The 25,000-nt window shown below is 28.1% G+C and carries 24 protein-coding genes; 13 read left to right on the forward strand and 11 right to left on the reverse strand.

All coding sequences use genetic code 11. From position 1 onward, the window contains the following. The first annotated feature begins 240 nt into the window (after positions 1 to 240). The 5 genes from WAO56_RS10570 (at position 241) to WAO56_RS10590 (ending at position 4,687) form a co-directional block, all read left to right on the forward strand. Positions 241 to 795, forward strand: a complete 555-nt coding sequence (locus WAO56_RS10570) for a beta-class carbonic anhydrase (RefSeq protein WP_422142888.1) — start codon at positions 241 to 243, stop codon at positions 793 to 795. 12 nt (positions 796 to 807) lie between these two features. Next, entirely contained in the window at positions 808 to 1,866 is a 1,059-nt protein-coding gene (locus WAO56_RS10575; protein WP_422142889.1) for a YdcF family protein, read from the forward strand. Positions 1,867 to 1,977: 111 nt separating this feature from the next. Next, positions 1,978 to 2,667 (forward strand): ABC transporter ATP-binding protein, encoded by a 690-nt coding sequence (locus WAO56_RS10580; protein WP_422142890.1) that lies wholly within the window; start codon positions 1,978 to 1,980, stop codon positions 2,665 to 2,667. A 1-nt stretch (position 2,668) separates the two neighbouring features. Next, positions 2,669 to 4,231, forward strand: a complete 1,563-nt coding sequence (locus WAO56_RS10585) for a putative ABC exporter domain-containing protein (RefSeq protein ID WP_422142891.1) — start codon at positions 2,669 to 2,671, stop codon at positions 4,229 to 4,231. 27 nt (positions 4,232 to 4,258) lie between these two features. After that, positions 4,259 to 4,687, forward strand: a complete 429-nt coding sequence (locus WAO56_RS10590; protein WP_422142892.1) for a GNAT family N-acetyltransferase — start codon at positions 4,259 to 4,261, stop codon at positions 4,685 to 4,687. Between the two features lie 102 nt (positions 4,688 to 4,789). On the opposite strand, the gene WAO56_RS10595 is transcribed toward WAO56_RS10590, so the two are convergent. Together WAO56_RS10595 and WAO56_RS10600 are read right to left on the reverse strand one after the other, a co-directional pair. Continuing rightward, positions 4,790 to 6,583, reverse strand: a complete 1,794-nt coding sequence (locus tag WAO56_RS10595) for an ABC transporter ATP-binding protein (RefSeq protein WP_422142893.1) — start codon at positions 6,581 to 6,583, stop codon at positions 4,790 to 4,792. Further along, positions 6,576 to 8,309, reverse strand: coding sequence for an ABC transporter ATP-binding protein (locus tag WAO56_RS10600; RefSeq protein WP_422142894.1), 1,734 nt, complete (start codon positions 8,307 to 8,309; stop codon positions 6,576 to 6,578). Before WAO56_RS10600 ends, WAO56_RS10595 begins: the two co-directional genes overlap by 8 nt. A gap of 377 nt (positions 8,310 to 8,686) precedes the next feature. Between WAO56_RS10600 and WAO56_RS10605 the strand changes: the two genes are divergently transcribed. Both WAO56_RS10605 and WAO56_RS10610 read left to right on the forward strand, forming a co-directional pair. Then, positions 8,687 to 10,012 (forward strand): 6-phospho-alpha-glucosidase, encoded by a 1,326-nt coding sequence (locus tag WAO56_RS10605; protein ID WP_422142895.1) that lies wholly within the window; start codon positions 8,687 to 8,689, stop codon positions 10,010 to 10,012. A 23-nt stretch (positions 10,013 to 10,035) separates the two neighbouring features. Beyond that, on the forward strand, positions 10,036 to 11,571 hold the full coding sequence (locus tag WAO56_RS10610; protein WP_422142896.1) for a PTS transporter subunit EIIC: 1,536 nt from the start codon (positions 10,036 to 10,038) through the stop codon (positions 11,569 to 11,571). A 32-nt stretch (positions 11,572 to 11,603) separates the two neighbouring features. Here the strand turns inward: WAO56_RS10610 and WAO56_RS10615 are convergent, their stop codons facing one another. The 6 genes from WAO56_RS10615 to WAO56_RS10640 all read right to left on the reverse strand — a co-directional run bounded on the left by WAO56_RS10615 (position 11,604) and on the right by WAO56_RS10640 (position 14,675). After that, positions 11,604 to 12,350: a MurR/RpiR family transcriptional regulator gene (locus tag WAO56_RS10615; protein WP_422142897.1), complete on the reverse strand. Its 747-nt coding sequence runs from the start codon at positions 12,348 to 12,350 to the stop codon at positions 11,604 to 11,606. Beyond that, the gene (locus WAO56_RS10620; protein WP_422142899.1) at positions 12,347 to 13,117 is read right to left on the reverse strand and encodes a MurR/RpiR family transcriptional regulator; all 771 of its coding nucleotides are present in this window, start codon (positions 13,115 to 13,117) and stop codon (positions 12,347 to 12,349) included. Before WAO56_RS10620 ends, WAO56_RS10615 begins: the two co-directional genes overlap by 4 nt. 84 nt (positions 13,118 to 13,201) lie before the next feature. Continuing rightward, a complete protein-coding gene (locus tag WAO56_RS10625) occupies positions 13,202 to 13,648 on the reverse strand; it encodes a hypothetical protein (RefSeq protein WP_422142900.1) in 447 nt (148 codons plus the stop codon). Between the two features lie 58 nt (positions 13,649 to 13,706). Further along, positions 13,707 to 14,012: a hypothetical protein gene (locus tag WAO56_RS10630; protein ID WP_422142901.1), complete on the reverse strand. Its 306-nt coding sequence runs from the start codon at positions 14,010 to 14,012 to the stop codon at positions 13,707 to 13,709. Positions 14,013 to 14,029: 17 nt separating this feature from the next. Beyond that, entirely contained in the window at positions 14,030 to 14,467 is a 438-nt protein-coding gene (locus WAO56_RS10635) for a hypothetical protein (protein WP_422142902.1), read from the reverse strand. A gap of 1 nt (position 14,468) precedes the next feature. Further along, positions 14,469 to 14,675 (reverse strand): helix-turn-helix transcriptional regulator, encoded by a 207-nt coding sequence (locus tag WAO56_RS10640; protein ID WP_422142903.1) that lies wholly within the window; start codon positions 14,673 to 14,675, stop codon positions 14,469 to 14,471. 236 nt (positions 14,676 to 14,911) lie between these two features. On the opposite strand from WAO56_RS10640, the gene WAO56_RS10645 reads away from it, so the two are divergent. After that, positions 14,912 to 15,343: a universal stress protein gene (locus WAO56_RS10645; RefSeq protein WP_422142904.1), complete on the forward strand. Its 432-nt coding sequence runs from the start codon at positions 14,912 to 14,914 to the stop codon at positions 15,341 to 15,343. A gap of 76 nt (positions 15,344 to 15,419) precedes the next feature. Here WAO56_RS10645 and WAO56_RS10650 read toward each other — a convergent pair whose 3' ends face one another. Next, a complete protein-coding gene (locus WAO56_RS10650; protein ID WP_422142905.1) occupies positions 15,420 to 16,658 on the reverse strand; it encodes a Zn-dependent hydrolase in 1,239 nt (412 codons plus the stop codon). Between the two features lie 186 nt (positions 16,659 to 16,844). On the opposite strand from WAO56_RS10650, the gene mgtA reads away from it, so the two are divergent. Then, positions 16,845 to 19,559 carry a magnesium-translocating P-type ATPase gene (gene mgtA, locus WAO56_RS10655; RefSeq protein ID WP_422142906.1) on the forward strand — a complete coding sequence of 905 codons (2,715 nt, stop codon included), beginning with the start codon at positions 16,845 to 16,847 and terminating at the stop codon, positions 19,557 to 19,559. A gap of 23 nt (positions 19,560 to 19,582) precedes the next feature. Here mgtA and WAO56_RS10660 read toward each other — a convergent pair whose 3' ends face one another. Continuing rightward, positions 19,583 to 19,987: a hypothetical protein gene (locus WAO56_RS10660; protein WP_422142907.1), complete on the reverse strand. Its 405-nt coding sequence runs from the start codon at positions 19,985 to 19,987 to the stop codon at positions 19,583 to 19,585. Between the two features lie 83 nt (positions 19,988 to 20,070). After that, positions 20,071 to 21,222, reverse strand: coding sequence for a glycosyltransferase (locus WAO56_RS10665; protein WP_422142908.1), 1,152 nt, complete (start codon positions 21,220 to 21,222; stop codon positions 20,071 to 20,073). 283 nt (positions 21,223 to 21,505) lie between these two features. Between WAO56_RS10665 and rplM the strand changes: the two genes are divergently transcribed. The 4 genes from rplM (at position 21,506) to WAO56_RS10685 (ending at position 25,000) form a co-directional block, all read left to right on the forward strand. Continuing rightward, a complete protein-coding gene (rplM, locus tag WAO56_RS10670) occupies positions 21,506 to 21,934 on the forward strand; it encodes a 50S ribosomal protein L13 (RefSeq protein WP_422142909.1) in 429 nt (142 codons plus the stop codon). A 19-nt stretch (positions 21,935 to 21,953) separates the two neighbouring features. After that, positions 21,954 to 22,346, forward strand: a complete 393-nt coding sequence (gene rpsI / locus WAO56_RS10675) for a 30S ribosomal protein S9 (protein ID WP_422142910.1) — start codon at positions 21,954 to 21,956, stop codon at positions 22,344 to 22,346. Positions 22,347 to 22,584: 238 nt separating this feature from the next. Continuing rightward, the gene (locus WAO56_RS10680) at positions 22,585 to 23,274 is read left to right on the forward strand and encodes a DUF5714 domain-containing protein (protein WP_422142911.1); all 690 of its coding nucleotides are present in this window, start codon (positions 22,585 to 22,587) and stop codon (positions 23,272 to 23,274) included. Between the two features lie 76 nt (positions 23,275 to 23,350). Continuing rightward, the gene (locus tag WAO56_RS10685; protein ID WP_422142912.1) at positions 23,351 to 25,000 is read left to right on the forward strand and encodes a PTS transporter subunit IIBC; all 1,650 of its coding nucleotides are present in this window, start codon (positions 23,351 to 23,353) and stop codon (positions 24,998 to 25,000) included.

The raw sequence follows: 25,000 nt of genomic DNA on the forward strand, positions 1-25,000 counted from the left end.
ACACTCCTTTATATTTTGTGTGGTAGCATATATTTTATAGGAAAAGTGAATAATTTGTCTATTCTTTTATATTCCAATAAAAAATAGTGCTAATGGATTTATTTCCATCAACACTATAAATTATAGAACCTTTTTATATTACAATAATCCAATTAAAATTATTTTCATGAAAACTTTTTCTTTACCTTAAAGTAACATTCATGATATTATTGTAATATTAATTTATAATAGGGGTATATTGTGATTGAAGAAATATTGGAATATAATAGAAAATTTGTTAAAGAGAAAAAATACAAAAATTACGAAACAGATAAATTTCCTAATAAAAAAATAGCAGTTGTCACTTGTATGGATACTAGATTAGTTGAGTTGTTACCAGCTGCCTTAGGGTTTAAAAATGGAGATATTAAGCTTATTAAAAATGCAGGTGGAATAATAACCAATAAATTCGGTTCAGCTGTAAGAAGTTTATTAATTGGAGTTTATGAACTAAATGTAGAGAACATAATGGTTATTGGGCACAAGGAATGTGGGGCTAAACAAGTTAATGGTTTAGAAATTGAAAGAAAAATGATTAGTAGGGGAATTAAAAAAGAAGAAATAGAAACTATAAAATATTGTGGTATAGATGTAGAAAAATGGCTAGGCGGTTTTGATTCAACGTCAAAAGCTATAGAAGATACTGTTATGCTATTAAGAAATCATCCCTTAATGCCTAGTGATGTAAAAATTGGAGGTTATTTAATGGACCCATGGACAGGAGAACTTGCAACAATTGTTGATGCAGATTTTTAAGGAGTTATAAGAATGAATGACAAAACAATACTTTTAACTATAATAGGTTTTGCCTTTTTTGTACTAGCAATATTGCTTATTTCTTATAAAATCGATAAAACAAGGCTTTTTAATGGAGTTTTATTTAATACTCTATTATTTTTGGTATTTATTTCTATTTTAATGGCTGGACAAATGTATAATGGAATAATAATAAGATTATTATTCTTTATAACAATAGTCTTGTTTCTAATTGTCGGAGGTTTAGGCTTATATATTATATTAGTTGGCTGTTTTGTAAATGCAGTAGTCGTATTTGAAAGGGAGAGGCGTAGTTTTTCCAATATGCTAACCTTGTTTATAGGAATTATACTTTTTCTTTTTATTATTTTAGCTAATTTTAATTTTGAAAAAATTCCAAATATATTAAAGTATATTTTAATATATTTAGAAATACTCTTGGTCTATTTTATGTTGTCTTTCTATAATTATTTTGTATCTTCTTTATTATATGGGTTTTATAAACCTAAATTCGATAAAGATTATATAATTGTATTGGGAAGTGGCTTAATTAGTGGTAATAAAGTTTCAAAATTACTTGGAAGTAGAATAGATAAGGCTATTTCATTTTATGAAAAACAAAAGAACAATAACAAAAGTTCAAAATTGATTTTTTCTGGAGGCCAAGGTGCTGATGAAACAATTTCCGAAGCCTTAGCTATGAAAAAATATGCTATAGAAAAAGGAATACCGGAAGAAGATATTTTATTAGAGGATAAGTCTAAAAGTACCTTAGAGAATTTTAAATTTTCTAAAGCTCTTATAGAGTCTATTTCTGGTAATAAATACACAGCAATATTTTCAACAAGTAACTACCATGTATTTAGAGCAGCAATATATGCTAAACAAGTTAGCTTAAATATAAGTGGAATAGGTGCTAAAACAGCATTTTATTATTTACCAAATGCAATGATAAGAGAATATATTGCTATAGTTTTTATGAAGAAAAAATCATATATAGTAAAAGTTGCATTAATAAGCTTATTATTTTTATTATATGTAGTGATTATTGAAATTACTATGCACCTTTAAACTTAAAATTTAAACCGTTCAAGATTTTTGAACGGTTTTTTCCTATTTGTTAGGATATTGTAATCTTAATTATAATAAATATGGTAATATTTACTTTAGGAAGGTGATAGTATGATTAGTTTAAATAGAGTTACAAAAAAATATGGGAACTTTAAGGCAGTAGATAATGTTATATTAGAAGCCTTGCCTGGGAAAATAACTGTCTTATTGGGACCAAATGGTGCAGGAAAATCTACAATTATAAAATCAATAGCAAATTTATTGGATTTTGATGGAAAAATTGAAATTTGTGGTTTTGATAATAAAACTATAGAAGCTAAAAAGAGCTTTGGCTATATACCGGAAGTTCCTGTTTTATTTGATTTATTAACAGTTGATGAACATATAGACTTTATAGCTAGTGCATATAAACTAGATAATTATAAGGTAAATGCCGATAAATATATTAAACTATTTAATTTAGAGGGTAAGAGAAAAGCTTTAGCAAAAGAACTAAGTAAGGGAATGAAGCAGAAATTAAGTATGGTTTTAGCCTTAATTATAGAGCCAAAAGCCTTACTGGTAGACGAACCTATGATAGGATTAGACCCTGCAAGTATTGAAGATACTTTTAAAATATTTCATCAATTAAGGGAAGATGGATGTGCTATTTTTATGAGTACACATATTATAGATATGTTACATGAATGGGACGAAGCATATATTTTACATCATGGAAGAGTTGTAAAGTATATTAAAAGGGAAGAACTGGGAGATAGTACTTTAAAGGAAATTTTCTTTAAATATACAGGTGAGGAATAAAATGACAGCATTACAAAAATTATGGTTTTATAAACAAAAAGGGGTAATTAGAAATTTATTTAGGAAGCCTTCAAGTGCTATAATAACGGTTTTAATTGTTGTCTTCTATGGTTTCATTATTGTAAGTGCCTTATTTGCCAAGGATGAAATAGCCGTTTATGCAGCTACTCTAGGTGTGCAAAAATCAATAATGATAATTATAGGATTTACCGCCTTTATGATGGTAACTATGTTATTTTCATCAAGAAAAGCCTTGTTTTATGAACAGGAAGCATTTTATTTGTTCTCAGGACCATTTACAAAAAAACAACAGATGAAATATCTATTAGCACAAACAATTTTACAGAGTATATTATTTTCTTTCTTATCATTATTTTTAGGAATAGTTTCATTTTCAGATGTAAGCTTTGCTCCTTTAATGATATTACTAACATTTTTAGTTACTTTAGGAATTTACTTTTTCTTTTTAATATTAACTGATTATTTATATGTTTTGGAAATTTGTTATAAAAAATTTAAAAATATATCAAAAATAGTTGGAACTTTAGTAGTGTTAAGTGTAGCTATAGTACTTGGAGTATATATTTTCAAAAGTGGGTTAGACATTAAAGAAGGTTTTTACTCTTTTATAACAGGTAAAATATTTTATTTTGTACCGATTTTAGGACCGGCTAAATTAGCTATGGTATCTTTTATAGAACAGGAATATATTTTTACAATAATTGGGTTTTTATTGGTGTTTATTCCTGCGATAATTGTGTATTTACTTTTTATTAACTTTAAGGGAAACTTTTATGAACAAGCTTTAGAAGATGCAATAAAAATAAGTGAATATAGAAGGAAGTCCAAAAGTGGTGACACTACAGTAACTGCAAAAGTTAAGCATAAGGAAATTGGGAAATCAAAATTTTTAAATGGTGCTTGGGCAATATTATCAAAATCTGTAGTAGAGTTGAAAAAAACAGGTCAATTTGTTTCTATTTCAGATGTATCAATAGTTGGAATATATATTGTGTTTGGTATATTAAGTAAGTCATTTGAAGCAGTTACAAGTATGTTAATAATATATTTGTTTTTGTCACCACAAAATACCGGAATAAAGAAGGAAATGGAAAACTACTTTATTTACTTAATACCGGATTCACCACTTAAGAAATTAATAGCTATAATAATACCACCAATTTTAAGAACTTCCTTAATAACTGTTTTTGCAGTTATAATATCGGGAGTATTGTTGAAAACATCACCGGCTTTAATTATTTACAATAGCTTTATGTTTGTAGGCTATTCTGTACTAGTAACATCGGGAACGGTCTTGTCTTTAAAAATATTAAAAAGTAGGTCAAACCAAGTATTAGAAAGTTTACTTAGGGCATTAATAATATTTATTTGCTTTATACCTTCATTAATTGTTATAGCTTTTTTAAGTGTAACAGGTATGAATATTATAGATTTAATGAATATAGCAAATTATATTCCACTAATTATGAATTTTGTAATATCTATTTTAATAATACTTCTTTGTAAAAACATGTTAAATGGAAAGGAATTAATAAGCGATTAAATAATTTTAAATTATTAGGAGAAAAAATTGGAAAAATTAACTATTGATTTAAATGGTAATTCAGATGATAAAGAATATATTCATGAGAAAATAATTGAATATAATAAAAAATATTTATCTGACGAAGATATAGAATTTATTAACGAAGATTTTTGTTTTACAATTAAAGATGAAAAAGGGGAAATATTTGGAGGAATTTCAGGAAAAACTAAAAGACAAATTCTTTTTATCGATTTTTTGTGGATTAATGAAAATATAAGAAAAAAGGGTTTTGGAGTAAAATTAATAGAAGAAGTTGAAAACTTTGCTATTAAGAAAAAGTGTAAGATGATTATGGTAGATACTTTTAGTTTTCAAGCTCCTGATTTTTATAAAAATTTAGGTTATATGGTCTATGGGGAATTGGAGGATTTGCCTGAAGGCTATAACCATTATTTTCTGTATAAAAGAATATAAATAATATTAGAATCTTAAAACAAAAAAATAAATTCAAAATAAAAAACAAAACCAAAGACCTAAAAATAGGAATTTGGTTTTATTTATTTAAATCAATGTAATTTAATTGTCTTCTATATGGCCGTTAGCAAATTGACTTTCATAAAGTTCCTTGTAAACTCCATCTTGTTCTAATAACTCTTTGTGGTTACCCTGTTCTACAATAGAACCGTTGCTCATTACTAGAATTAAATCTGCATCTCTAATAGTTGAAAGTCTATGGGCAATGACAAAAGAAGTTCTTCCTTCCATTGCATTTACCATCGCTTTTTGAATTAAGACCTCAAGTCTAGTGTCAACAGAACTAGTAGCCTCGTCTAAAATTAAAATTTTAGGATTTTTAACTATTGCTCTGGCAATGGTTATTAATTGTTTTTGACCTTGAGAAATATTTGAGGACTCTTCATTTAATATTGTGTCAAAGCCATGGGGTAGTGTGTTTATATAATGATATACATTAGCTACTTTAGCAGCTTCTACTACTTCTTCGTCTGTTGCATCTAATTTACCAAATCTAATATTATTGGCTATTGTATCATAGTAAAGCCATGGATCTTGAAGGACTAAACCAAACATAGAACGAAATTGTTCTTTTGTAAACTCATTCATATTTACTCCATCAATTGTTATAGAACCACCATTTAAATCATAAAAACGCATTAATAAATTTATTAGTGTAGTCTTTCCTGCTCCTGTTGAACCAACAATAGCAATTGTGTCTCCGCTTTTTACATTTATATTAATGTCTTTCATAAGTAGTTTGTCTTTACTATAGCCAAAGGATAGATGTTCAAAATCAATATCTCCCTTAACGGAATTTGTATCAATAGGAAGGGGTAAATCTTCTTGAACTTCATTTTCTTCATCTAAAAATTCAAAAACTCTGTTTAAAGATGCAAATGCAGCTTGGAAGGTATTTGACAATTGAGTAATGTCTTGAATAGGACTTCCTGCTTGCCAAATATATTGTACGAAGGATTGAAGTCCTCCAACATCTATACTGGAAGCTAATACAAAACCGCCAATTGCTAAAGGCTTACCTAAAATAGTAATAGCCATTACTACAAACAATCCAATATAGGCAATATGAATTATATGACTTAGTATTGGGTTGGTAATACTTGCCATAAGATTCGATTTAAATCCTACAAGGTCTATTTTCTTGTTTATTTTTTTAAATCCTTTTATAACTTCTTCTTCTTGACCAAATAGTTGTATTACTTCATAAGCAGCAAGATGTTCAGTAGTATAGGCATTTAAATCTCCTAAAGAATTTTGTAATTCTGTAAATAAAGGCTGACTTTTTCTATATATAATTTTATATATTCCTATACAAATAGGAAATATTAGAACAGCTATTATTGCAAATAAAGGTGAACGAATAAACATAAATACAACACTAAACAAGAGGATTAAAATAGAACTAAAAATACGTAAAAGTCCCTGCTGTAAAGCATTACCAATTGCATCAACGTCTGTAGTAACTCTATTTAAAAGGTCTCCTTGCTTGTGGCTATCAAAATAGGAAACAGGTAAGAAGTTTATCTTTTGATTAATTTCCTTTCTCATATCCTTCATACTACTTTGTACAACATCAGATAGTAAATAATTTGATAAATAATCACCAATAGCATCTAAAGCACTAGTAACAGTTAAGGCTATAATTATATAGAATATATATTTAAAATTAATTTCATTACCGGAAGTAACATCTTTAGCTAGTTGGGAAATAGCAAGTCCTATAATAAATGGTTGACTTGTTCTTGTAAAAGTATATAGAATATTAAAAAATATAGAACTAGCAAACTTAAATCTATAGGGTCTTAAATATACAAAAAGTCTTTTCATACTATTCATATGCTAACTCCTCCTTTGAAAGCTGAGATTCAGCAATTTCTCTGTAAATAGGATTATCTTTTAATAATTCTTTATGAGTACCATGACCTACTATTTTTCCGTTATTAACAACAAAAATTCTGTCTGCTTCCATAATAGTTGCAACTCTTTGTGCTACTATTAAAAAAGTTGAATCTTTTATTTCTTCCTTTAACCTATTTCTTAAAACAGAATCGGTTTTATAGTCTAGGGCAGAGAAACTATCATCAAAAATATAGATAGGAACATCCCTAGTTAAAGCCCTAGCAATACATAATCTTTGTTTTTGACCACCGGATAAATTAGTTCCACCTTCAGAAAGCTGTTCATAGATTCCATTTTCCTTACTATCTACAAAATCTTTTGCTTGAGCAATATCAATAGCACGGTTTAGGTCCTCATCTGAAGCGTTTCTATTACCGAAAAGTAGGTTGTTTTTTATTGTACCGGAAAAGAGTATAGCTTTTTGTGGTACAAAACTAATTTTACTTCTTAAATAGTCTAAATCATAATCTCTTATATCTTTACCATCAACTAAAATATTTCCCTTAGTAACATCGAATATTCGAGGAATTAAACGAACTAAAGTTGATTTACCACTTCCTGTACTTCCTATAAAGGCTACAGTTTCTCCCGGTTCAATAGATAAATTAATATCTTCCAGTACATTTTCCTTAGCACTGTCAGCATAGGCGAAACTTACATTTTTAAATTCAATATGTCCTTTTATAGGAGTTTCTATTTTAGTATCTTTAGAAGTAATATTTGTTTGAGCATTTAAAACTTCGTTAATTCTATGAACTGCAACAGAAAATCTAGGATACATAGTAAGAACATTGGCTAACATTAAAAATGAAAATAAAGCATGAAAGACATATTCAATAAAAGCTGCAAGTGCACCATAATCTAAAGTTCCTTGATTTACGTAATTTGAACCTAAATATACTACAGTAATCATAATAATTGAAAATATAACAGTAAATAAAGGGGGAATCAAAGCCATTAATTGAAATAGCTTTTTAGAAAAACTTCCGTATTCTTCATTAATTTTTCCAAATCTTTTAGATTGAAAATCCTGTCTATTAAAGGCACGTATAACCCTTAAACCTGTAAGGGATTCTCTCATATTTAGATTTATATTATCCAGTTTTTTCTGTTGCTTTATAGAAATGGGTTTTGTAATTTTATTAATTAAAAATACTCCAATTAAAAGAATAGGCACAATAGCTAAAGTAGCAAGGGCTATAGTTGGGCTTTTTCTATAAATCATAATAAAACTTGAAATAATCATCATTGGGGCAATAAATCCCAGTCTAATTATTACAATTAGAAATTGCATAATAATAAAACAGTCATTAACAATATTTGTTAATAAACGGGAAATATTAAAATCTTCATATTTTTCCCTTGAAAATGTTTGAATATGGCTGAATAATTCATTTCTAATATCCCTTACTATTTTAGAAGTCATTCTATTAGAAGAATAGGCTAAAATTAATAATAAAATCAATCCAAGAAAAGCAAAGCCATACATTTTAATTGCAAGTAATAATATATATTGTGTATTACCATTTTTAAAATTATTACTTATTCCATTAGCAAATAAAGTAGGTATTCCAATTTCTGTAAAAATAAATCCAAAGGAACAAATAAAGCAAAGAATTAAAAATACTTTATATTTTTTAAAATAACTAAAAACTAATTTCATAATACCTCCTAATTCATTTATTTTTTTATATAAAAAGATAAAACTAGAGGCAGGAAACTACCTCTAGTTTAAATGCTTTTTATTGCTATTTTTATTTAAAGAAACTAGTAAACAAATAGCCTGATAAGGAATAAGATATCAAAAATCAGTTTAAAAGTCAAAATATCTATATAAAAAGAATTTCGTTGAATAATTAATTATATTTCAAAATAAATATAAAATATAATTTTATATGAAAAAAGTAACAAAAAAAGTAATAAATTTCAATTCCTGAAAAAAAGGTCTAAATTTAGCGATCTATTGTAATTGAATGAGTATTCTCATAGAATTATAAGTAAGTTAATGATCATTAATAATAATAATTAAGGAGAAATATAATGAAAAAATATAATGTTTGTATAGTAGGTGGGGGGAGTACTTTTACACCAGGTTTTTTAAAATCTTTTGTTAGAATGCAAAAGGAATTTCCTTTAAAAAAATTAGTATTATTTGATATAGATAAAGAAAGACAAGAGATTATTGGAAAGTTTGGTGATATCTTATTTAAAGAAAAATTCCCGGAACTTGATTTTTCATATACAACAGATGTTAAAGAAGCTTATAATGGAATGGATTTTGTTTTTATGCAAATGAGGTCTGGAGGCTTGCCTATGAGAGCAAAAGATGAACATATTCCATTATCTATGGGGCTAATAGGACAAGAAACATGTGGAGCAGGAGGAATGGCTTATGGTTTACGTTCATGTGTAGATATGATTAAAGCAGTAAAAGATATTAGAACTTATGCTCCAGAAGCTTGGATATTAAATTATTCTAATCCAGCTGCAATAGTAGCAGAAGCGTTAAGAAGAGAATTTCCTGATGATAAAAAAATATTGAATATTTGTGATCAGCCAGAAAACGTAGTACGTTCATGTAGCCGCTTACTAGGTTGTGATTGGAAAGATTTAGATCCTGTATATTTTGGTTTAAATCATTACGGTTGGTTTACAAATATGTATGATAAAAATACAGGGGAAGATTTATTACCTAAAATTAGAAAATTAATAAAAGAAAATGGATTTTTACCTCAGGATGCAGAACAAAGAGATCCTTCATGGATAGATACATACGGTATGGTTGAAACAATAATGAATGATTTTCCAGAATTTCTACCAAACACATATGATCAATATTATTTATATCCTGAATATAAGGTAAAACAATTAGATCCGAATTTTACCAGAGCGGATGAAGTTATAGAAAATAGAGAAAAAAGAGTATTCACAGAATGTCAAACAGTTATTAAAGATGGAAAACTTGGAGAAAAATTTGAAGATATAAGTGATGCACATGCAGAAATGATGATAAATGTAGCCACTTCAATTGCATATAATAAAAATGATAGACATATTTTAATAGTTGAAAATAATGGTATTATTGTAAATATGCAAGATGATGCAATGGTAGAGGTTGTATGTGAATTGGGAACTAATGGACCAAGACCTATGTCAATAGGAAAGATTCCTCAATTTTATTTAGGATTACTAGTTAATCAAGTCTCAAGTGAAAAATTACTAGTGGATGCTTATTTTGAAAACTCTTATCAAAAAGCATTAGAAGCTTTCACTATAAATAGATTAGTAAATGATGCTAAAAAAGCAAGAAAAATTTTAGATGCATTAATAGATGCAAATAAAGGAATGTGGCCTAATTTAAAGTAAAATAATTTAAAAAGGAGTATAATATGAAAAAACAAAAAATAATGGACTTTTTATCTGATTTAGGAAGAAGTCTTATGATGCCAATAGCAGCTTTGGCTGCTAGTGGTGTTATTTTAGGAATAACAGGAGCACTTTTAAAAACTCAAGTATTGGAAACTATTCCTTTATTGAAACAACCAACTATTTTTTATATTTTGAATACATTGAAGACAATATCAGGAATAGTATTTACATTAATACCTGTATTATTTGCAATTTCTATTTCATTTGGTCTTGCAAAAGAAGATAAAGAAATAGCGGCCTTTGCTGGATTTATAGGATATTATACATTTTTAGTAAGTGCAAGTTGTGTACTACAATCAAATGTAATGAATTTTAATTCTATTAATACTGCCGCAATATTAGGAATAGAGACTATAGATATGGGAGCAGTAGCTGGTATTATTACAGGTGTAGCCGTAGCAACTTTACATAATAAATATCATAAAATAGAGTTTCCTGTAGGTATAGCCTTTTATGGAGGAAAACGATTTGTATCTATTGTTGTAATATTAGCTATGACAGTTATGGGTCAAATAGCTCCATTTATTTGGCAACCAATTTCACAGGGGATAACCTATTTAGGAAAAGCAATAAGTAACTCAGGTGCTTTTGGAGTATTTACTTTTGGATTTTTAGAAAGACTATTAATACCAACAGGTTTACATCATGTTCTCAATGGTATATTTAGAACAACGGCTGTTGGTGGGGTATATGAAGGGGTAGAAGGTTGTTTAAATATATTTTTACAATTTTTTGATAAAGTAAATATTAGTGAAATGACGCCATTTACAAGATTTTTAGGTCAAGGTAAAATGCCTTTTATGATGTTTGGTTTACCTGCAGCAGCTTTTGCAATATACAGAACAACTCCAAAAGAAAAAAGTGAAAAAGTCAAGGCTCTAATGATAGCTGGAGTTGCAGCAAGTATTATTTCTGGAATTACAGAGCCTCTTGAATTTGCATTTATGTTTATAGCACCAGCAATATTTGTGTTTCATGCAGTAATGGGTGGTTTATCATTTATGTTAATGTCTATTTTAGGAGTTACAGTTGGAAATACTGGAGGAGGAGTAATTGATTTTATTATATGGGGTGTTCTTCAGCCAGGTTCAAAATGGTATTGGATAATAGTTGTTGGAGTTTTTTATGCTATAATTTATTATTTAACATTTAAATGGTATTTTACTAAAAAGAATCTATCAATCGATGTTGCTGATAATGACAACGAAAATAAACAAGTAAAAACGGATACGGGTAAATATGATACTGAACTTAATATTGGTATAAAAGTAATAGAAGGATTAGGAGGAAAAGAAAATATAAAAAATATAAACAATTGTATTTCTAGACTTAGGGTAGATGTTATTAATATGGATAAGATAAATATGGATATTCTTAAGAATACAGGAAGTATGGGAATAGTAAAGCCATCAGATACCCATGTACATATAATATATGGCCCTAAGGTTGAAAAAGTTGCAAATGCAGTAAAAGAAGCGTTAAAAATAGTTAGTTAAGTATATTTATTTATGAATCTTATAGAAAGCTTTTATTGAGCCAAAAGCTTTCTATAAGATAATTCTATGATTATTTGGACAATTGTAATTATACCAATTCTAGAATTAACATCTATATTTTTATAGGTTATATTTTCATCATTAGTCAATAGTGATATATCTGCATAAGGAATAAGGCTACTATGTTTATTTCTTGTTATTAATATGATTTTTGATTTATTGATTACAGTAGTTTTTATTATGTCTTCATAGATTGTATTATTTAAATTTGCAGATATTATTAGGACTGTAGATTTTTCATCTAAAGAAGTACTTATACTCTTCATTAGTATTGGTTCACTAATAAATACACATCTTCGATCTAAAGAATTTAGCACAGTATATAGATATTTTGCAGGAATCCCACTTAAACTATTTCCAAAAATATAAAGTGGGTTTTTATTAGTTATTAAATTAACAGTAGCTAATATTTTATCAAGTTCAATATTTTTTATAAAATTATTAAACATATTAATATTATAGTTCATAAAATTTTTAAAACCATCTATATCGTTAGTAGTACTTTCATTTTTTAAAATATATTTCAGTTCACTAAATCCATTAAGATTTATTTTCTTACAAAATCTAATAATTGTTGATTTAGAGGTAAATAGTGTATTAGACAGATCTTCTATGCTCATAGTATAAACAATTTGTGTATTATTAATAATGAAATTTAAAATTTCAAAATCAATATCTGAAAAATTTGATGTATTTATATCGGATAAAAATGATTTCAAAATAATTCTCCTCTATTTTTGAGATAGTATGAAAAAATAATATATACAATGTAAAACATTGGTAATCTTGTACTAAATTCAGCATCATCATTTTTTCTGGTATTTCCAAAAAATCTGAAATTAATATCTGCTATATCCGCAATTTGATTTTTAATAGAAGGTGTAATTGCAATTACAGTAGCTTTATTTAATTTAGCAATATTGACTATTTTTATCATTGGAGCAAATTTGCCACTTGAACTAATAGCAATTAATATATCATCTTCTTTTAATGTTTTAGCCATTTTTAAGCCTAAATAATTAGTTTCATAACGATATACTTTTTGCCTACCAACTGAAAGTAACAGATATTCTATATGATCTAATACCTGACCGGAAAGACCAGAACCATAAAGATGTATACTTTTTGTACTTTTAATTTCATAAATTGTTTGTTTAATATTATCTTCTTTTATTAATAGTGCAGTATTCTCTATATCCTGCGAAAGATTTTTAATAATGGTTTCAGGTTGAATATATAATTCTAAATTATTATATTCGCTAGTATTTTGTTCTTTTAAAATATATTTTAATTCAGAAAATCCGCTTAGATTTAGTTTCTTACAAAAACGAATAATAGTAGCTGTAGAAGTATTCATTTTTAAAGAAAAATCTTGAATACTCATTCTTGAGACTATTTCAGAATGGTTGTAAACATAGTTTAATATTTCATTTTCTTTTTTAGTTAAGTTTTTTAATATTTGATTATCTAAAAAATCAAAAATCATATAATAACCTCTTTTTTTAGTAGTTGTAAGTTTAATTATATTATATATTTTTTTATAAACCTAGCATAAATTCTAATAAAAATATTAAAATAGTAATGACATAGATGATAAGGTAGAAATAATACAAATAATTACCATTGGTTTTAGTACTTGCTTTATGTTTATTAAACCATACTTATACCTCATAACTGTATATGTTAAACTCAAAATTATAAAGTCAAAGAAAACAGATTCTATATGAGCAATAGAGTCATTAGTAAATAAAAATACACTATGGCTACCAGCAGAAATTATTGGCTCAAATTGGCTATAGGGCATAGTTAGTCCAAGAATAAATTGAATTAAATGTACCCCGATAATTACTAAGGCTGTAATTATTAAACTATCAAAAACTACCTTTCTTTCAAGTTCATCATATTCTTTTATATAGACTCTATAGAGAGCCTTAATAATATTAGCAATTGCATAAAGAGAATAAAATGACAAAAATATAAAGATAATCAAACTAAGAACTACATATATATTTTTCATACAAACCCCCTTGGTTTAACTTCCGGTTTTTTTGTTTTTAATTCTATTTTTTACTTGTTTATGCATCTAAATTCATAAGAAAAAATCCAATTGTTATGGCTATTAATGCAAAAACAAAAGCTATGATGATTCCTAAAGTACCTTTAGTATTGCCAACTTTTTTTTTGAAGAATAATTGTGAAAGTATTAGCACGACTCCTTGTGTAATTAATAGAAAGAAGATAATACTATCGTTAGTTATGAATTTCTTTGCCTTCACACATTCCATAACCCAATAAGCAACTTCAAAAATCATAGAGTATAGTAGAGTAATTCTAATTGCTTGTAAAGCATGTGTTTGTTCCATTTCATCCATTCTTTTCATAAGATAACCTCCTAATTTTAATTTATTATAATGAAAGAAGAAAAAGCTATTGTTAAAATTATTGTTATTGTCAATATAATTAAAATAGGGTCCCAAAATTGTCTTTTTGCAATAAGACCATACCTAAATCTATTAATATTGTAAATAAAACCGATTAATATACAATCAAAAAAAAGTGAATGTATATTTATGTTATTATTAATGGCTGAATCTGTTATAGGTGTAATAATTGGTCTATATTTTACAGAATAGAAACTAAAAATTAATTGAATTAAATGTAAAATAACAATAAGTATCATGCTAATTGCTAAACTGTCTTTTATAGTTTTCATTTCTAATTCATCATAATCTTTTTTATAGCTTTTAAAAGTGGTTTTAATAATAACCCCTATACCATAAAGTGAATAAATTGCAAGAAAGAAAAAAATTATTGAAATAATTATATTAAATATCATATTAATCCTCCTCAACTAGCTTAAATATTTCTTCTACCGGTAAATCAAAATATTTGGCTATTTTTAATGTTAGTTCTAAACTAGGGTTGTATTTCATATTTTCTATAGCCGTCATTGTTTGTCTGGAGACTCCTAATGCAGCAGCCATATCCAATTGAACTATTCCACGTTTTTCCCTAATTTCCTTTATTTTGTTATTTACTTTCATAATTACACTCCATATGTAAAGATATCTTTACATATAGTATACTAATTTTAGTTCGCAATGTAAAGACTTCTTTACATATTTTTAAAATTTTTTTAATTTGTCAGGAAACTAATAAAAAAATATTTATTAATTATATGAAAATATGAATAAATAGCAGTTTATGGAGGTTTTTCAAAAAAAATGGGTAGATAGTTAGTGAAGGATATTTCTGTAGGTTTTTTAAAGGAGTTGAGATTATGTATAAGAAAATTTTAGTTCCACTTGATGGTTCAGAACATTCATTGAAGGCCTTAGAAGTTGCAAAGGAAATAGGAGAAAAATTTCAATCAGAAATATATATTTACTCTGTTGTACAGGAAATCAGTGCAATTGATCCTATTACAACTTCCTATATGATTACTAACCGAGTTCCGGAAGGAGCAGTTGAAGTTACAAAGAAAATGTTAGACGATGCAAAAACAAAAATGGAAAACTATGAAAATAATGTACATACTGATTATGAAATAGGAAGACCACCGGAGTTGATTTTAAGATATGCTGATAACAATGATATTGATTTAATTATAATGTCAAACCGTGGTTTAGGAGCTTTCTCTAGAACATTTTTAGGAAGTGTTTCTAACAAAGTTATAAATTCTACAGATAAATCAGTTTTATTAGTTAAATAAAAATAGTTAAATAATGAAAAGAGATTGTGTTTTAAAATAGCACAATCTCTTTTTTCACATTATTTTGAATTATAAGTTATTTATTCATAGTTTTATGGACTAGACGAAGAAAAGTCCTAATTGCTGTTTCTAATTTTTCATCAGGTGTGTTTTCTTCTTTTGTATGGGAAAGTCCTTTTTCAGACATGGCAAACATCATTACTGTTGGAATTATTTTTGCTACTTCTATTGCATCGTGTAATGGTCCCGAGGGCATAGTAGTAGCTTCTCCAGTTTCTTCTTTAACAGCTTCCTGACATAATTCAATTAATTCTTCATTAAATATTTTTGGTGGAATGGAATGAATATTTCTCCAATAGGCTTTCACCTTATTTTTCTTGGAAATTTTTTCTACAAGGTCTTTTGCTTCTTCAAAAATAATTTTTAAATTATTTTCATCTATTGTCCTTTGGTCTAGTGAAATAGTACATTTCCCAGGAACTATTGTTGTAACATGAGGTTCTACTGTAACTTCTCCAACGGTACAAACTGCCTTATATTTTAAAGCTATTTTTCTAAATTCCAATGCAGATTCAGCTGCTGCTAAAAAAGCATCTTGCCTTAATTCTGTAGGAAAAGAACCTGCATGGGATTTTTGTCCTATAAAGTCAATGTAATGTCTTTCAACTCCGGCTATTCCATATACACAAGCTACATCCTTATTTAAATTTTCCAATATTGGACCTTGTTCAATATGGAGCTCCAAATAGGCCTTTATATTTTTTACTTTAAGCTCCTCGTAGGCATTAAGCATATTTTCCGGTTCTACCTTATATTCTCTTAAGGCATCGGAATATTTTATACCATTAATATCAACTAGGTCTTTTATTTTATCTACTTTTAAAGTTCCGTTTGCTGCAGCTGAGCCTAAACAGCTACGACCGTATCTTGCACCTTCTTCATCAGCCCAATCTACAATATAAATGGTCTTTTTAGGTTTTTTGTCACTTTTTGTATAGCGTCTTATAATTTCAATACCAACAACAACACCTAAGGCTCCATCAAGCCAGCCACCGTTAGGAACAGAATCTATATGACTTCCTATTGCAATTGAATCGGAGGACTCTCCTTGTATTTTCGCCCAAACATTACCGGCAGAATCCCTGGTTACTTCTGCACTATATTCTTCAACTTTTTCTTTAAACCAGTTCCTAGCTTTTTGCCAAGTTGGTGTCCAAGCCACACGTTGTGCTCCATTTTCTGTAGATGTTAAATCTCTTAACTCTTTTAAATCTGAAACAACCCTCTTAGCACTTTCTTCTAAATTATAGGTCATTTAAGCCTCCTAAATATTTTAAACTTTTTATAAAATGATTATATACTAAATTAAAATTATAGTTAAATTAAATTTTATTAAAAATATTTTACATATTTTAACAAATTTATTATTTACTATGATATTATTTTCTTTTCCTATATAATGGTTAGGTAGTAAAAATAAAATGAATGGAGGTGTTTAAAAATGTTTTTAAAGAGAAATAAAAAAACAAGAATAGACAGTAAAAATGATATTGAAAAATTACTACATGATGCTGCAATGGAAGATTTTAATTCACTTATGAATAAAATGGGTACAACTAATTATGGATTAAGTGAAGAACAAATTGTTGAAAGCAGAGAAAAATATGGTAATAATAAGGTAACTGAACACAAGAAGGACTCGATTTTTAAAAAACTATGGGATTCTTTTATTAATCCTTTTAGTGGAATTTTAATTTTCTTGGCTATTATTTCAGTTTATACTGATATTATTTTACCTGATCCGGAAGACAAAAACGCAATTTCCGTAATAATTATTACAGCTATGGTAATTATTAGTGGAATGATTCGATTTGTTCAAGAAATTCGTTCAGGAAATGCAGCAGATAGCTTATTGAATTTAATAAAAACCAAATGTACAGTAATAAGAGAAAATGAGCAGCGAGAGATTTTATTAGAGGATTTAGTCGTTGGCGATATTGTACGTTTATCTGCAGGAGATATGATTCCTGCTGACATAAGACTAATTCAAACCAAAGATTTATTTATTAGCCAGTCATCTTTAACTGGCGAAAATGAGCCGGTAGAAAAAACCTATAAAAAAGCTGAAACAGAAGATTCCCTAACTAATTATAAAAGTTTAGCTTTTTTAGGCAGTAATGTTATTAGTGGTTCAGCTTTTGGTTTAGTTGTAGCAACAGGTGACAATACCCTTTTTGGTATGATGGCAAAAGATATACAAAAAGAACCTGTTGTAACAACCTTCGAAAAAGGGGTAAACCAGGTTTCGTGGGTCTTAATTCGTTTTATGTTAATAATGGTACCTATTGTTTTTGTAATAAATGGTATAACTAAAGGTCACTGGATTCATGCCTTTACATTTGCAATTTCCATTGGAGTTGGATTAACTCCGGAAATGCTACCTATGATTGTAACAACCTGTCTTGCAAAAGGTGCTGTTGCAATGTCAAAGGAAAAGACAATAGTTAAGAATTTAAACTCAATACAAAATTTTGGTTCTATTGATATTCTATGTACCGACAAAACTGGAACTATAACACAAGATAAGGTTATTCTGGAATATCATTTAGATGTAGATGGCAACGATAATAGTAGGGTTTTAAGACATGCATACTTAAATAGTCATTTCCAAACAGGTTTAAAAAACCTAATGGATATAGCTATTATTGAATCAACAAATGAAGAAAAGGTAGATGATCCATCTTTAAGAGGCTTAGATGAATTTTATAAGAAAATAGACGAAGTACCTTTTGATTTCAATAGAAGAAGAATGAGTGTTGTTGTTGAAGATAAAAACGGTAAAACTCAAATGATTACTAAGGGTGCAGTTGAAGAAATGCTTTCAATTTGCTCATATGTTGAATTTGAAGGTAAGGTAATAGAATTAACTGAAACTATTAAGGAAAAAGTTTTAAATAAGGTAACGGAATTAAATGATGACGGTATGAGAGTTATTGCTATTGCTCAAAAGACCAATCCTTCACCAGTTGGGGAATTCTCTGTAAATGATGAAAAAGATATGGTTTTAATTGGTTACCTTGCTTTTCTAGATCCACCAAAGGAATCTACAGTAGATGCAATAGTTGCACTAGCAGAGTATGGAGTAAAAGTAAAAGTTTTAACTGGAGACAATGAACACGTTACAAGATCTATTTGTAAAATGGTAGGTCTGGAAGTAAATAATCTTTTAACTGGTTCAGATATAGAAAATATGTCAGAAGAAGAACTAAAGAAGGCTGTTGAAACGACTACAGTTTTTGCCAAAGTATCTCCTTCTCAAAAAGCCCATATTGTAGAACTATTAAGAGAAAATGGACACTCTGTCGGATTTATGGGAGACGGAATAAACGATGCAGCTGCAATGAAGGCAGCAGACGTAGGAATTTCTGTAGACACAGCAGTAGATATTGCAAAGGAATCTGCAGATGTAATTTTACTTGAAAAAGACTTAATGGTACTTGAAAAAGGTATTATAGAAGGTAGAAAAACCTATGCCAATATGATTAAGTATATAAAAATGACGGCAAGTTCAAACTTTGGTAATGTATTTTCTGTTTTAATAGCAAGTGCATTTATACCTTATAATCCTATGACAAGTATTCAGTTAATATTTTTAAATTTAATATATGATATTTCCTGTACAGCTATACCATGGGATAATGTTGATGAGGAATTTATTAAAGAACCAAAAAAATGGGATGCTTCCGGAATAGTAAGTTTTATGTTATGGTTAGGACCAACAAGTTCTATATTTGATATAGCAACCTACTTAATTTCATATTTTTTAATTTGTCCTATATTTGTTCCAGGTGCAGAGGGAAGGCTATTTAATGCAATACCTCCATCAGAGGAATTAGTTAGAGACACTTATATGATGATGGCACAATCAATTTGGTTTGTAGAGTCAATGTGGACACAATCCCTTGTAATCCATATGATTAGAACGCCGAAAATACCATTTATCCAAAGTCATGCATCTTTTGCAGTTACCTCCTTATCTTTATCAGGAATAGTAATTGCAACTATGATTCCATTTACGCCATTTGGAAAGTTAATTGATCTTTATCCTTTCCCATTAAAATATTTTTATGTATTAGCCTTAACAATAGTTCTATATATGATATTAACGACAGTTGTTAAAGATATATATATAAAACGATATGGAAAATTACTGTAACAAAAAAAGCTAGTTTTTAAAAACTAGCTTTTTTTAATCATATCATGACCACATTTTTTACAGTGTACTTTAATTTTACCTTTGCCTTTAGGTACCCTTAAAGTTGTTTTACAATTTTCACATTTGAAAAATTTATATTCTTTTCTTTGTTTAAAGATCATTTTCATTTTGCTAAATTTTCCAGTAAATTTATTTCTTAACCTTAAAAAATCTTGGTTTTCCATACTTCTTTTAGCAATATTTTTTGAAAAAACTATATAATTAGAATATATAATTAATAAAAAACCAAACCAAAATAGTATTTGTCTTGCAATATTATCCAAAAATAAACTTGCTATAATAGCAATTAACGATAAAATTGATAAAAATCTTGAAAAAGCATTTGGACCATTTCTACCGGACATGAATTTATACATTTTTTCTTTCATTTAAATCCCTTCCTAACATTAGAATCTTATAAGATATTATATACCATTTACCTAAAAGTAATCTTAAAATAATATTAATTATTCTAAGAAATATATTTTTTATATATTTCTAAAACCTTATTTGCAAAAGTTCTAGAAGAAAAATTTTCATTTGCACTAATTATTGCATTTTTAGACAAATTATTATATAGTTCATCGTTATTAAAAATAAGTTTAAGTTTTTCTTTAAATTCTTCAAAACTATTATATCTAAAGCCATTGTAATTATTTATTACAGTTTTTTCCAAGCATTCATCATTTCTACATAGAACTGGAATTCCATTGGCTAAGGCTTCAATATATGTTAGGCCTTGAGTTTCACTAGTTGAGGCAGAAACAAACAAATCAGCCATTTGATAATAAATATTTAATTGTTCATTAGGTATTAAACCAGTAAAGGTTACTTTATTATTTAAATTATTAATTTCAATTAAATTAATTAGGTTATTTTTATTAGGTCCATCTCCAACAATAACTAGATGAAAATTTTCCATTTCTATTTTCTTTAAATAATTTATTAATTCTTCAAGATTTTTTTCTTTACCGACCCTTCCTACGGAAATTAAAATTTTAGCTTCTAGTGGTAGCCCTAATTCTTTTTTTAAAAGCTCCAATTCTTCTTTAGGATATTTAATCTTAAATTTATCCATCGATAAACCAGTAGGAACAATATAAATATTTCCATTTATATCATACTTTTTTAAAACCTTAAATGTTTTTAAAGTAGGCACTATCATACAGGCGGTTTTATTATATATTCTTTTAGTAAATTTCTTTGCAAGGTATTTTCCTACTTTTACACTAGGTGAAAAATAGTGGGTATATTCTTCATAAAGGGTATGATAGGTGTGTATTATTGGAATTTCTAGTTTATTTGCAATTTTCCTTGCAATGAAAAAAGTAGTAAATTCGCTTTGAGTATGAACAATATCCGGTTTCCAATCAAGTATTGAATTTAGTAAAGGATTGGTGTAAGATAAAGAAAATCTTGCATCAGGATAAATTCTTGACACGTCATAAGAACCTAAATATACTACATTATCATCATAGTCAATATAAGAATGATGATTAGAAGAAAGGGTTAGGATTTTTACATCATGACCCATTGAAATAAGCTCTCGTCTAAGATTTTTTATTGAAGTAGTTACTCCATTTATAATTGCGGAATAAGCGTCAGTAGCTAATAAAATTTTCATAATTACCTCTTTTGTATATAGAAATACATTAAGTATAATTATAACACATTTAATTTTAGGTATAAATTTTATGGTTTTATCTATATTTTAGTTGACAAATAAGTAAAGTTAGGATATACTTATTCGGTGTTAAAAATGACTTCTCCAGTCCTTTTTAACAATATTCACAAAATCGCCAGTGGCCAGGGGTGCGATTAATAAATGCTTGGTGGGAGAACAATCGCTTTTTAGCAGCGATGTCTAAATAGCTAAAAATATTGTAAAAAGGAAAGGAAAGGAAATAATGAAAAGCTATGTTGCTAAAGCAGGAGATATCCAAAGAAAATGGTATGTAGTTGACGCTACAGACAAAGTACTTGGAAGACTTGCAAGTGAAATTGCAGCTGTTTTAAGAGGAAAGAACAAGCCTATATTTACACCAAATATAGACACAGGAGATTATGTAATAGTAATCAATGCTGATAAGGTTAGAGTAACAGGAAATAAGGAAGGTCAAAAACAATATAGACATCATACTGGTTATCCAGGTGGTTTAAAATCTATTTCTTATGAAGAGTTAATGGCAAAAAAACCAGAAAGAGCAATAGAAATTGCTGTTAAGGGTATGCTTCCACATAATAAATTAGGTAGAGCTATGTATAAAAAATTAAAAGTTTATGCTGGCCCAGACCATAATCATGAAGCACAACAACCAGAAGTTCTAGACATATAAGAAATAGGAGGGATATAAAATGGCTAACGTACAATATTTAGGAACTGGAAGAAGAAAGACATCAGTTGCTAGAGTTAGATTAGTTCCAGGAAATGGACAATTTATTATAAACAAAAGACCAATTGATGAATATTTTGATTTTGATACATTAAGAGTTATAGCAAAAGAACCACTAGTTTTAACTGAAAACTTAGGTGGTTATGATGTTTTTGTAAATGTTAAGGGTGGAGGATACACTGGACAAGCAGGAGCTATTCGTCATGGAGTAGCAAGAGCTTTATTAGAAGTTGATCCAGAATTAAGACCAACATTAAAAAGAGCAGGTTTCTTAACAAGAGACCCTAGAAAAGTTGAACGTAAAAAATACGGATTCAAAAAAGCTCGTAAAAGTCCACAATTCTCAAAAAGATAATATTGTTTATAAGCTTCAGTTTATACTGGAGCTTTTTTTGTGTTTTGAAAATGATATATTTTCATATAATTTATATTTAAATTGATAAAAATGTAACTAATATCACATTATTTTTAATGAATTTAGATATAATTAATATAGAGAGATACTTATAATATTAAGAAGAATTCTTTTATAGTTTTAAATATCCTATAAAGTTATATAAAGAAATAAGAGGAATTTATTAAAGGAGGATAGAATGGCAAAATCTGAAGAATGTTTAATTTGTAAAGAACCTTTGGTTTATTTAAATGAAGCTATTAACATGAAATGTTATATATGCGGAAGGGAAGAATTAAGTACTGCAAAATGTAAAAGTGGTCATTTTGTTTGCGATAAATGTCATGGTTCAGGTGTTCCATTAATAAAGGAAATATGCATAAATTCAAATAGTAAGAATCCAATAGAAATAACTGAAGAAATTATGAGTAAATCCTTTATCCATATGCATGGACCGGAACATCATGTCTTAGTAGGTTCAGCCTTATTAACAGCCTATAAGAATTCAGGTGGGAATATTGATTTAAGAAAATCCCTTGAAGAAATGGAAAAAAGAGGAAGTCAAGTTCCAGGAGGTACTTGTGGTTTTTGGGGAGCTTGTGGTGCATCTATATCTTTAGGTATATTTATTAGTATTATTACAGGAGCAACTCCATTAACAAATAATCCATGGAAATTATCAAACTTAGCTACATCAAAAGCCTTGACAAAAGTAAGTGAAATAGGTGGACCAAGATGTTGTAAAAGAAATTCCTTTATAGCCATTGAAACAGCTATAAATTTCGTAGAAGATAACATGGGAATAAAGATGGAAAATGAAAGTATTAAATGTAAATTTAAAGAGAAGAATAATCAATGTATAAAAAATAGATGTCCTTATTATAATTAAAATAATAACTATTGTTTAAATGTGATTAATAAAGCAATATAAGCTTTTTTAATAAATATTTTAAAAGGAGAAGGAAATGAAAAAGTTTTTATCATTTGAATTTTGGCAAAAATTCGGCAAATCATTAATGGTTGTAATTGCAGTAATGCCTGCAGCAGGATTAATGATTAGTATTGGGAAACTTATTGCAATGATTAGTCCGGACCTAAACTTTTTAGTTACTACCGGTGGTGTAGTTGAAAATATAGGTTGGGCAATTATAGGTAACTTACATTTGTTATTTGCCATTGCAATAGGAGGTTCTTGGGCAAAAGAAAGAGCAGGAGGGGCCTTTGCTTCAGCTATAGCATTTATTTTAATTAATAGAATTACTGGAGCGGTATTTGGAGTAACTTCTGAAATGCTAGTAACAGAAGGAGCTGTAACCAATACTTTATTTGGTCAAGAAATACTTGTAGATGGATATTTTACCAGTGTATTGGAAGCACCAGCTCTTAATATGGGAGTTTTCGTAGGTATTATAGCAGGATTTTTAGGTGCTAATATCTACAACAAATACTATAATTTTAGAAAATTACCAGAAGCATTGTCCTTTTTTAATGGAAAAAGATTTGTGCCTTTTGTTGTAATTCTATGGTCAGTAATTATATCTTTACTACTTTCTGTTGTATGGCCATTTATCCAAACAGGAATAAATTATTTTGGAGTTTGGTTAGCTGAATCAAGTGACAAGGCACCAGTACTTGCTCCATTTGTATTTGGTATGGCAGAAAGATTATTATTGCCATTTGGTTTACACCATATGTTAACAATTCCTATTAACTATACTGCCTTAGGAGGGACCTATACTATTTTAACAGGAACCGGGGCAGGAACAGCAGTTTTTGGTCAAGATCCTTTATGGTTAGCTTGGGCAAGTGACTTAGTTAATTTAAAATCAGCTGGAAATATGACAGAGTACACTAATTTATTAAATTCAATAACTCCAGCAAGGTTTAAAGTTGGTCAAATGATAGGTTCCATGGGAATTCTTATGGGAATAGCCCTAGCTATGTATAAAAATACGGATTTAGACAAGCGAAAAAAATATAAGTCAATGTTTTTCTCGGCGGGAATTGCCGTATTTTTAACAGGTGTAACAGAACCTTTAGAATTTATGTTTATGTTTGCCTCTCCAATATTATACGGAACATATGCTTTAATTCAGGGATTAGCCTTTGGCTTAGCAGATATAATTAATTTAAGACTCCATTCTTTCGGCTCTATAGAATTGCTTACAAGGGTTCCTATTAGTATAAAGGCCGGTTTAACGGGAGATTTAATCAATTATGTTATAGCATGTATTGTTTTCTTTGTAGGAACTTATTTTATAGCAAGTTTCCTAATAAGAAAGTTGAAAATAGCAACTCCAGGAAGACTTGGAAATTACGATGATAATGATAATTCTGAAAATAAAGAAGTAGAAACTAAAGAAAAAGGTGATGCAAATTCACAAGTAGTAGCTATAGTAGAACTACTAGGAGGATCAGATAATATTGTAGATGTTGATGCTTGTATGACAAGACTAAGAGTTTCAATTAAAGATGATAGTTTAGTAGGAAATGAAGAAGAATGGAAAAAACAGGGAGCTATGGGTCTAATAAAAAAAGATTCAGGAGTTCAAGCTGTTTATGGTCCTAAAGCAGATATTTTAAAATCTGATATTAATGACTATTTAAATAGATAA

Source organism: Miniphocaeibacter sp. (assembly GCF_049276255.1).
Classification (GTDB): Bacteria; Bacillota; Clostridia; order Tissierellales; family Peptoniphilaceae; genus Miniphocaeibacter.

Bases quoted from the DNA above. Each gene is read 5' to 3' on its own strand.
- WAO56_RS10575 (WP_422142889.1), top strand. From the start codon at position 808: ATGAATGACAAAACAATACTTTTAACTATAATAGGTTTTGCCTTTTTT.
- WAO56_RS10580 (WP_422142890.1), top strand. From the start codon at position 1,978: ATGATTAGTTTAAATAGAGTTACAAAAAAATATGGGAACTTTAAGGCA.
- WAO56_RS10585 (WP_422142891.1), top strand. From the start codon at position 2,669: ATGACAGCATTACAAAAATTATGGTTTTATAAACAAAAAGGGGTAATT.
- WAO56_RS10595 (WP_422142893.1), bottom strand. From the start codon at position 6,583: ATGAATAGTATGAAAAGACTTTTTGTATATTTAAGACCCTATAGATTT.
- WAO56_RS10600 (WP_422142894.1), bottom strand. From the start codon at position 8,309: ATGAAATTAGTTTTTAGTTATTTTAAAAAATATAAAGTATTTTTAATT.
- WAO56_RS10605 (WP_422142895.1), top strand. From the start codon at position 8,687: ATGAAAAAATATAATGTTTGTATAGTAGGTGGGGGGAGTACTTTTACA.
- WAO56_RS10610 (WP_422142896.1), top strand. From the start codon at position 10,036: ATGAAAAAACAAAAAATAATGGACTTTTTATCTGATTTAGGAAGAAGT.
- WAO56_RS10620 (WP_422142899.1), bottom strand. From the start codon at position 13,117: ATGATTTTTGATTTTTTAGATAATCAAATATTAAAAAACTTAACTAAA.
- WAO56_RS10625 (WP_422142900.1), bottom strand. From the start codon at position 13,648: ATGAAAAATATATATGTAGTTCTTAGTTTGATTATCTTTATATTTTTG.
- WAO56_RS10630 (WP_422142901.1), bottom strand. From the start codon at position 14,012: ATGAAAAGAATGGATGAAATGGAACAAACACATGCTTTACAAGCAATT.
- WAO56_RS10635 (WP_422142902.1), bottom strand. From the start codon at position 14,467: ATGATATTTAATATAATTATTTCAATAATTTTTTTCTTTCTTGCAATT.
- WAO56_RS10640 (WP_422142903.1), bottom strand. From the start codon at position 14,675: ATGAAAGTAAATAACAAAATAAAGGAAATTAGGGAAAAACGTGGAATA.
- WAO56_RS10645 (WP_422142904.1), top strand. From the start codon at position 14,912: ATGTATAAGAAAATTTTAGTTCCACTTGATGGTTCAGAACATTCATTG.
- WAO56_RS10650 (WP_422142905.1), bottom strand. From the start codon at position 16,658: ATGACCTATAATTTAGAAGAAAGTGCTAAGAGGGTTGTTTCAGATTTA.
- mgtA (WP_422142906.1), top strand. From the start codon at position 16,845: ATGTTTTTAAAGAGAAATAAAAAAACAAGAATAGACAGTAAAAATGAT.
- WAO56_RS10660 (WP_422142907.1), bottom strand. From the start codon at position 19,987: ATGAAAGAAAAAATGTATAAATTCATGTCCGGTAGAAATGGTCCAAAT.
- WAO56_RS10665 (WP_422142908.1), bottom strand. From the start codon at position 21,222: ATGAAAATTTTATTAGCTACTGACGCTTATTCCGCAATTATAAATGGA.
- rplM (WP_422142909.1), top strand. From the start codon at position 21,506: ATGAAAAGCTATGTTGCTAAAGCAGGAGATATCCAAAGAAAATGGTAT.
- rpsI (WP_422142910.1), top strand. From the start codon at position 21,954: ATGGCTAACGTACAATATTTAGGAACTGGAAGAAGAAAGACATCAGTT.
- WAO56_RS10680 (WP_422142911.1), top strand. From the start codon at position 22,585: ATGGCAAAATCTGAAGAATGTTTAATTTGTAAAGAACCTTTGGTTTAT.
- WAO56_RS10685 (WP_422142912.1), top strand. From the start codon at position 23,351: ATGAAAAAGTTTTTATCATTTGAATTTTGGCAAAAATTCGGCAAATCA.